The following is an 8,833-nucleotide window of genomic DNA, read 5'->3' on the forward strand; positions in this document are numbered from 1 at the left end:
GGGGCGAAGACGTTCTCCCGGGCTCGCAGTTCGCCCGACTGAGACAGGTCGCGCCTCAGTTGCGTACCGGGGCCCCGCTCGGCCCCCAGTTCGACTCGGCACAGCGAGCATGGTCGCCCGCCGACACCGCCGTCATGCGCGAGATGCTCACCTCCGCACCGGGCGACGCCGCTCGTGTGATCCGCGGAACGATGTATCGCCTGCTTCGGCTTGCCGAGCCTGCCGCCGATCCGCCCACCAGGGCCGTACCCATGCCGCGGCCACTAGGGCCGCTGGTCCGGTGAACATCGTCCGCGTTTCGATCACCCGCGTGAACCGGCGCGGCCGCGTCCAAGCCATCAGCGTGGACGAGCACGTGAGCGCGATGTCCTTCGAACGCCAGTGGTCACCGGTCGCGGATGTGATCATCCACCTGGGCGCCTGGCCGTATGAGCTGGATGAGATGGTGCACCGGGAAACGCTGGCCCGCTACCCGGGCTGCCTCATCGTCGCATGGGGCCACGCCGACGGCACGTGCGGGATCGCCACTCGTGACGGGCAGCTGGCGCACTTCGTCCGGCCGGAACCATGGATGGCCGCCTCCGCCGCTCATGCCTGGACGGTGGGCGGCGGACGGCTCGGGGATCTCGACGCCGCGTCGATCACGGTACGGGAGGCGTGTTCGAGGCGAGTGAGTCCAGGTGCCGTCGAGCCCGTTCTGCTTGAGGTGCGCCAAGTTCGGTGAAGATCGCCAGGGCTCGGACAACGTGGTCCCGGGCACCCACCCGATCGCCCGTGCCTGCCAGCGCCTCCGCCAGAGACAGCCGTATGTTCGCCTGCTCGAAGAGGGCGCCTATCGTCTCCGTGATCTCAAGTGCCCTCGTCAGGGAGTCCACCGCGTCCTCCGGCCGTTCGGCCAGCAGATGCGTCTGGCCAAGCCCCGTCAGGACACGCGCCTCGTTGTAGGAGTCCGACAGCCCCCTGAACAGCTCGTACGCCTCGTTCAATTGCGCAACTGCCGCGGCGTAGCGGCCCATGTCGCGGTACGCCTCGCCGATTCTGCGCGTCATGAGGGCGACGCCGCGTCGTCGCCCGAGGTTCTCGTGGATCGTACGTGCGCCTTCGAACTGCTCGATCGATCGCTGAGGCTCCCTCATACCGAGGTAGGCGACTCCGAGGCTGCTCAGTGCCGCCGCCTCACCGAGCGCGTGACCCACGGAGCGCTCCAGGTCGACGGCTCGCAGGCACATCTCCGCCGCCCGCTCGAACTTCTGGAGGTTCAGGTGGGCGGTCGCCAGTGCCAGCAGCATGCGGGGTTCGGCACGCGGATCCCTGGAAGCCCGGGCCGAGGCCAAGCCCATCTCGTAGGTCTCCACCCAGGCCACGTAGTGCTTACGGTTGACGAAGAGGCCCCACAATGCCTCGCACATCTCCCAGGTGATCTCATGCATCTCTTGCTCGTGTGCCGCCGCGAGCACGGCGCGGATGTTCGGCAGCTCGGCCTCCAACCAGTCCAAAGCCGTCGCGGGGCCCTCGAAGACCACCTCGGCGTCGCCGGCAAGCTCGTAGGAGGGACCGAGGTGCCAGCGGCCGGGGATCACGACCCGGTCGGCCGTGACGGCCGCGTTGAGGTACCACCTGGCGATCCGGGTGAAGGCCGCCCGGCGTTCTTCCGCGGACTCTGTGGCCAGCGCTTTGGCGTGGGCATGGAGGCGAAGGAGATCATGGAACCGGAAGCGGTCCTCATCCTCCACCTCGACAAGATTCGCCCCCGCCAGCTCGTCCAGGATCCGGAAGGCCTCGCCCTGCCCGATGTCACCGGCCGCGGCGGCGACAGCGGATCCGAAGGTGGTGCCAGGATGCAGTCCAAGCACGCGATAGAGCCTGGCCACCTCATCGTCCAACGAGCCGTAGGAGACGTCGAACGCGGCCTGAAGTGACATGTCCTCGTCGGTGCTGAGCATGGACAACCTGCGTGTGGCGTCGCCGAGTTCACGGACGAGACGCTCGATGGGCCACCTCGGACGTAAGGCCAGGCGTGCGGCCGACGCGCAGACCGCGATCGGCAGCCGGCCGCACAGGGTGACCAGACGCAGTGCCGCCACCGGCTCCGCACCGATTCGATCGGCGCCCACCATACGGTCGAGCAGGCTGACGGCTGCCGCCGGGCTGAGCGGATCCAGGTCGACGAAACGAGCCCCCTCAACGACGAGCCCGGACAGCCGGTGACGAGTGGTCACCAGCACCAGGCTGTGCCCGGATGCCGGAAGGACCGCGCGGACCTGGGCGGCCGAGACCGGGTCGTCCAGCATGAGAATCAGCCGTCGTCCAGCGGTGGCGGAGCGGAACATCGTCACCTGCTCGTCCGGAGAGGACGGGACGTACTCCGGGGCGATGCCGAGCGAACGGAGAAACCGCTCCAGGATTTCACCAGGCGACACCGGAACTCCAGGCTCCGAGCCTCGCAGGTCGGCGTACAACTGACCGTCGCCGTAAAGGTGCCGGACCCGATGCAACCACTTCAACGCGAGAGAGCTCTTTCCGACTCCGCCGAGCCCGGTGACGACCACCAAAGTCGGGGAGTCGGGAGCCTGTCGTTGCCCTTCCCGCAGAAGCCTGTCCAATTGCGCGAGCTCGTCTTCTCTGTCGATGAACAATGCGGGCGCGGGAGCGAGCTGGGCGGGAGGCGGAGTACGCGGATGGGCTCCCACGTTGATCTGGACGTCACCGTGAATGGACCGCGCCTGTACGGCGGGACCCGAAACGGTTCCGCTGATCTCATTCGACGCCGGTGTCGTGGAGTGCTCGGAGTCCTCACGCCGCTCCCCACCCGCACTCACCGGCTCAACTCCTGAAATAGATTCGGGTTCGGAATCTACTGAAAGGTAACCCGAGTCTCATTCACCGACAAGTCGCTGGTGAGGGCCATAGACGGGAAACGCCACCGGTTATGCCCGGCCCGGCGACGTCAGAAACCGCTTTATATTCCCCCACTGTCGACCGGCGCGGGGGCGAGGACGGCCGTCCGGGAGTCACACGACCATCTCTGGCACGGAGGATCAGCGCCGGTCGTTCGATCGCCGCTCGACGCCCTGGAATCCCGGCCACGCGGTCTTCCGGAGGTTCGCGGGCTTCAGCCGGGCCGCCCGTGTGCGGAGGAATGCGCGGAGACGGCCTGCGGCGCTCGGTCGTTCGGCGGCGGGGGGCGGCGTGGTCGTGGGGGCCGAGGCCTCGGCGAGGCGGTCGCGCAACCGTGATCGGATCTCCTCCGGGGTGTACGCGCGGCGACGCCGCTCCGCCCGGGCGATCACCACTCCCGTGGCCGCGACACCCGCGAAGCCTGCCAAGCCGAGTATCTTCCACCAGCGCATGTCCCTAGGCTAATGGGATGTCTGGCGTAAGCATCAGCCTCGACGAGGCCCTCGATCTGACGCGCACCGGCGATGTGTGGTTGTTCCGCGGGCGCACGGTGCCCGACCGGGCCATCCAGATGACGACGAACAGCCCGGTCAACCACGTCGGCATGTCGGTCGTCATCGACGACCTGCCGCCGCTGATGTGGCACGCCGAGCTGGGCCGATCCCTGCCCGACATGTGGTCCGGGACCCACCAGCGCGGGGTCCAGTTGCACGACCTGCGCGACGCGGTGGTGGTCTGGGCGACGAGGTACGGGCAGCGGGCGTGGCTGCGCCAGCTCGACCGGCCGGTCACCCGCGAGATGGAGGACGGGCTGCTACGCGCCATCGCGCGTCTCGACGGGACGCCGTTCCCCTCGACGGCCAGGCTCGCGGGTCGCTGGCTGCGCGGCCGGGTGCCCGCCATCAGGCGGGGGCGCGCGGACGCCGCCCTGGAGACCGCCTACTGCGCTGAGGTGGTCGCCGCGACGTACCAGGACATGGGCCTGCTCCCCGCCGGGCGCAACCCCAACTGGTACGACCCCGGCCGCTTCTGGAGCGGCGACGACCTGGAGCTCTCGTCGGGCGCGCGGCTGGGCGGGGAGATCCCGGTACGGATCCCCCCGGACGCCCGCGCCACACCCCGTACGCGGGCGACCGGCGGCTGAACGGCCGTCATCCCAGGTGGCGGAGCGCGCAGTGCGGGCGGGGCCAGGCACTGGAGCGGCGGCGGAAGGCGCGGAAGGGCCCGGAGCGGGCTGTCCCCCCGGCGGTCAGGTGGCCGGAGGCGGCGGATCGGGCGGCCCTGAGGGAGCGGCCCGGGCACAGCGGACGCCGCCCCTCCCTGGTGATGCGCGCGAACGGCTGCCGCCAAAGCCCCAAATCGCCATTTATGCCACCAAAAAAGACATATAGCATATTTCTCCACATCTAGGAGACTTACCGACATCGCGCCCATTTTGGGGTAGCTGAAAACATCACTACCCGTAATCAGTAAATCACCCGGCGGAGTATCCGCTCGACAGCGACACCGACCGCCTTGCGGCCCCATCTCATACCGATTGGTTATTTTCAGGAAATTTCAGTAAGGCATTGCATAGATCGTGTCTTGTGAGTAACTTCCGGGCAACACCCATGAAATACGACCCGTGGAGCCTCCAGTGGTCTGGCCTTTCCTCCCACGGCCCGCGAGAAGGTCTCCCGCACGCGTGCCCGGTCCCTTGGTGGCCGCGGTCCTCGCAGCGGTTCTGACCGCGTCGCCGCTCGCCGCCGTCTCTCCCGCCAACGCCGCCGCCCCCGAGGCGGTCACCACCCTTCCAGCCACGAGCCTCGCCGCGCCCGGCTCCCCCACCGCCAAGGCCCCCCCGGACGACGCGAAACCGCTGGTCTCCGCGCTGAGCGGCAAGGCGGACCCCTCCGACAAGGACCTGGCGCGTGACGCCCTGCGCGCCGACCTGTCGCGCGAGCGGTTCTACTTCGCGATGACCGACCGGTTCGCCAACGGCGACCCCCGCAACGACAGGGGCGGCCTCACCGGCGACCGGCTCAGCACCGGCTTCGACCCCACGGACAAGGGCTTCTACCAGGGCGGCGACCTGGCCGGGCTGCTCGGCAAGCTCGACTACGTCAAGAACCTCGGCAGCACGGCGATCTGGCTGACCCCCTCGTTCAAGAACCGGCCGGTCCAGGGCACCGGGCCCGACGTCTCGGCCGGCTACCACGGCTACTGGATCACCGACTTCACCTCGATCGACCCGCACCTCGGCACCAACGCGCAGATGAAGCAGCTGGTCCGTGAGGCGCACAAGCGCGGGATGAAGGTCTTCTTCGACATCATCACCAACCACACCGCGGACATCGTCGACTACAAGGAGCAGACCAACTCCTACCGGTCCAAGGCCGCGTACCCGTACGTCGACGTGAACGGCAGGCCGTTCGACGACCGCGACTACGCGAGCAAGGACACCTTCCCCAAGGTCGACGCGGACTCCTTCCCGTACACGCCGGTCGCGCCGAAGGGCGTGAAGACCCCGTCCTGGCTCAACGACCCGTTGATGTACCACAACAGGGGGGACTCCACCTTCAGCGGCGGCGAGACCGACGAGTACGGCGACTTCTACGGCCTCGACGACCTGTGGACCGAGCGTCCCGAGGTCGTCAAGGGGATGGCCGACATCTACAAGACGTGGGTCAGCGACACCGGCATCGACGGCTTCAGGATCGACACGGCCCAGCACGTCAACATGGAGTTCTGGGAGCGCTTCTCCCCCTCGCTGCACGGCTACGCGGCCCAGCTCGGCAACAAGCGCTTCTTCATGTTCGGCGAGGTGTACTCCGGCGACCCGGCCGTGACCAGCCGTTTCTCCACGCGCGGCGGGCTTGACGCCACGCTGGACTTCCCCTTCCAGGAGGCGGCGCGCTCCTTCAGCGGCGGCAAGGCGGGAGCGGCGCGGCTCGCCCAGCTCTACGCGGGCGACGACTACCACACCGACGCCGACAGCAACGCCGCGTCGCTGCCGACCTTCCTCGGCAACCACGACATGGGCCGCATCGGCCGGTTCATCAGCCAGGACAACCCGGCCGCGCCGGACACCGAGCTGCTCAGGAGGGACCTGCTCGCCCACGAGCTGATGTACCTCACCCGAGGGCAGCCGGTGGTCTACTACGGCGACGAGCAGGGCTTCACCGGCAAGGGCGGCGACAAGGACGCGCGCCAGACGATGTTCGCCTCGCAGACGCAGAGCTACCTGACCGACGACCTGATCGGCACGACCGCGACGCACGCGCAGGACAACTTCGTCCCCTCCCACCCGCTCTACCAGGGCATCGCGGCGCTCGGGAAGCTGCGCGACGCCCACCCCGCGCTGGCGGACGGCGCCCAGGTCGAGCGCCTCGCCGAGAACGGCCTCTACGCGTTCAGCCGCATCGACGCCAAGGAGCAGGTCGAGTACGTCGTCGCGGTGAACAACGCCGCGACCGCCGCGACCGCCGCCGTCCCCACGTACTCCGCCGGGATGGCCTTCACCAAGGTCTACGGCGAGGCGGCGGCCACCGCCACCTCGGCCTCCGATCGCCGGCTCACCGTGACGGTCCCGCCGCTCTCGGCGGTCGTCTACCGGGCCTCCGCCAAGCTGGCCGCCCCCGCCGCCGCCCCCGCCGTGTCGATCGCGCTCCCGGGCGCGGAGATCAGGGGCACCGCGGCCGACGGGCGGATCCCGGTCACCGCGACCGTTCCGGGCACCGGGTTCGACCAGGTGACGTTCGCCGCCAAGACCGGCGACGGCCCCTGGAAGGTGCTGGGCACCGACGACGCCCCCACGGCCACCGCCGCCGGACGTACGTTCCGGGTCTTCCACGACCTGAGCGGGCTCGCGGCCGGTACGAAGATCACCTACAAGGCGGTCGTGAAGGACTCGGCGGGCCGGTTCGCCTCCGCGAGCGAGACGGCGACCGTCGGCGCGGCGCCCACCCCCGAGGAGCCGGGCGCGGTCACCCGTGACTGGCTGGTCGTGCACTACCAGCGCGCGGACTACGACGGCTGGGGCCTGCACGTGTGGGGCGACGTCGAGCAGCCCACCGAGTGGGGCTCCCCGCTGGCGCTCACCGGGGAGGACGCTTTCGGGCGCTTCGCCTGGATCAAGCTCAAGCCGGGCGCGGCCGGCGTCGGGATCATCACCCACAAGGGCGACGAGAAGGACGGCGGCGACCGTACGGTCAACCCTGCCAAGAACGGCGAGGTGTGGCTGACCGAGGGCAGGCCCGAGACGTTCGCCTCCCGGGCGGCGGCCCAGGGGTACGCGACCGTCCACTACAGCAGGCCCGGCAAGGACTACGACGGATGGGGCCTGCACCTGTGGGGCGACGGGCTCGCCGACGGCGCGGGAACCGAGTGGGCGACCCCGCGCCCGCCCGACGGTACCGACTCCTTCGGCGCGTTCTGGAAGGTGCCGCTCAAGGACCCGGCGGCGCCGCTGAACTACATCATCCACAAGGGCGACACCAAGGACCCCGGCCCCGACCAGTCGTTCACCCCGGCCACCCAGCCGGAGGCGTACGTCAAGTCGGGTGACTCACGGCTCTACAAGAGCCGGGCCGCCGCGGAGAACGTCGCGATCATGCATTACCGGCGCGCGGACGGGAACTACGACGGCTGGGGGCTGCACGTGTGGGGCGGGGCGGCCGACCCGACCGAGTGGGCCACGCCCGTCCAGCCGGCCGGAACAGACGGCTTCGGGGCGTACTACCGGGTGCCGCTGGCCGAGGGGGCGACGAGCCTGAGCTACATCATCCACAAGGGCGACGAGAAGGACCTTCCCGCCAACCAGTCGCTCGAAGTCGCCACCGACGGCAACGAGGTATGGCGGCTGGCCGCCACCGAGGGCTACCTGCTGCCGCAGCCTCCGGCGCGCGGGGCGGACGCCGACCTGTCCAAGGCGAAGGCCAACTGGATCGACCGGGACACCGTCGCGTGGAACGTCACGCCCTCCGCCGCGTCGCACTACTCGCTGGCCTTCTCCGAGAAGGGCGACATCGCGTACGCCAAGGGAGACCTGACCGGCGACATCCGCCTCATCCGCCTGGTCGCCGGCGGGGGGCTCACCGACGCCCAGAAGGCGAAGTGGCCGCACCTGGCCTCCTACGCCGCGCTCAAGGTCGACCCGCGCGACACCGACCTGGTACGTAAGGCGCTGCGCGGTCAGGTCGTCGCCGTCGAGCGTGACGCCGCGGGCGTGCTCGTCACGGCGACCGGCGTACAGCTCGCGGGCGTGCTCGACGACCTCTACGCCAAGGCATCCGGCGCCGAGCTCGGGCCCGTGTGGCCGTCGTCGGGGTCGGCGTCGCCCACGCTGTCGGTGTGGGCGCCGACCGCGCAGAAGGTCGAGCTGGCGCTCTACCGCGACGCGTCGGGCGGCGGCCGTACGGTCGAGCAGATGCGGCGCGACGACGCCACCGGGGTCTGGTCGGTACGCGGCCTGCCCACCTGGAAGGGCCGGTACTACACCTTCCTGGTCACCGTGTACGCCCCGGCGGCCGGCAAGGTCGTGACCAACGAGGTGACCGATCCCTACAGCCAGTCGCTCGCGGCCGACTCGGTGCGCAGCCAGCTCGTGGACCTTTCCGACGGCTCGCTGCGTCCCGACGGGTGGGCCTCGCTGCGCAAGCCGAAGGCGGTGAGCCAGGACAAGGCGTCCGTCTACGAGTTGCACGTGCGCGACTTCTCGGCATCCGACACCACCGTCCCGGCGGCGAAGCGGGGCACGTACGCGGCCTTCACCGGTGACTCCGCCGGGATGAGGGAGCTGCGGTCCCTGGCCGCCGACGGGCTGACGCACGTGCACCTGCTGCCCGCCTTCGACATCGGGAGCCTTCGGCGTCGCCTCCATCCTGGCCGCGTACTCGGTCAACCCGCAGATGCTCATCGCCTCCCGCGCCCTGCTCGGCGTCGCAGGCGCCACCTT

The 8,833-nt window shown here is 69.7% G+C and carries 4 protein-coding genes and 1 pseudogene; 3 read left to right on the forward strand and 2 right to left on the reverse strand.

Features of this window, described 5'->3' with window-relative positions; genetic code table 11:
• Positions 1 to 280: 280 nt before the first annotated feature.
• Entirely contained in the window at positions 281 to 724 is a 444-nt protein-coding gene (locus tag AB0B89_RS32715; RefSeq protein WP_358560508.1) for a hypothetical protein, read from the forward strand.
• Here AB0B89_RS32715 and AB0B89_RS32720 read toward each other — a convergent pair.
• Together AB0B89_RS32720 and AB0B89_RS32725 are read right to left on the reverse strand one after the other, a co-directional pair.
• A complete protein-coding gene (locus AB0B89_RS32720; RefSeq protein ID WP_358560510.1) occupies positions 642 to 2,819 on the reverse strand; it encodes a tetratricopeptide repeat protein in 2,178 nt (725 codons plus the stop codon). The genes AB0B89_RS32715 and AB0B89_RS32720 overlap by 83 nt on opposite strands.
• Positions 2,820 to 3,038: 219 nt before the next feature.
• The gene (locus AB0B89_RS32725; RefSeq protein ID WP_358560512.1) at positions 3,039 to 3,350 is read right to left on the reverse strand and encodes a hypothetical protein; all 312 of its coding nucleotides are present in this window, start codon (positions 3,348 to 3,350) and stop codon (positions 3,039 to 3,041) included.
• A 17-nt stretch (positions 3,351 to 3,367) separates the two neighbouring features.
• Between AB0B89_RS32725 and AB0B89_RS32730 the strand changes: the two genes are divergently transcribed.
• Both AB0B89_RS32730 and AB0B89_RS32735 read left to right on the forward strand, forming a co-directional pair.
• Complete coding sequence (locus AB0B89_RS32730; protein ID WP_358560513.1) at positions 3,368 to 4,042, forward strand: hypothetical protein; 675 nt, start codon at positions 3,368 to 3,370, stop codon at positions 4,040 to 4,042.
• 813 nt (positions 4,043 to 4,855) lie between these two features.
• Positions 4,856 to 8,434 (forward strand): annotated as a pseudogene (locus AB0B89_RS32735) (pullulanase-associated domain-containing protein); the annotation flags it as partial.
• Positions 8,435 to 8,833 lie beyond the last annotated feature (399 nt).

Origin of the sequence: Sphaerisporangium sp. NPDC049002, assembly GCF_040649355.1 — a bacterium.
In the GTDB taxonomy this organism is placed as follows: Bacteria; Actinomycetota; Actinomycetes; order Streptosporangiales; family Streptosporangiaceae; genus Sphaerisporangium.

What these genes read in the sequence shown, in the direction of transcription:
- AB0B89_RS32730 (WP_358560513.1), top strand. Translation starts at nt 3,368, where the DNA reads ATGTCTGGCGTAAGCATCAGCCTCGACGAGGCCCTCGATCTGACGCGC.
- AB0B89_RS32725 (WP_358560512.1), bottom strand. Translation starts at nt 3,350, where the DNA reads ATGCGCTGGTGGAAGATACTCGGCTTGGCAGGCTTCGCGGGTGTCGCG.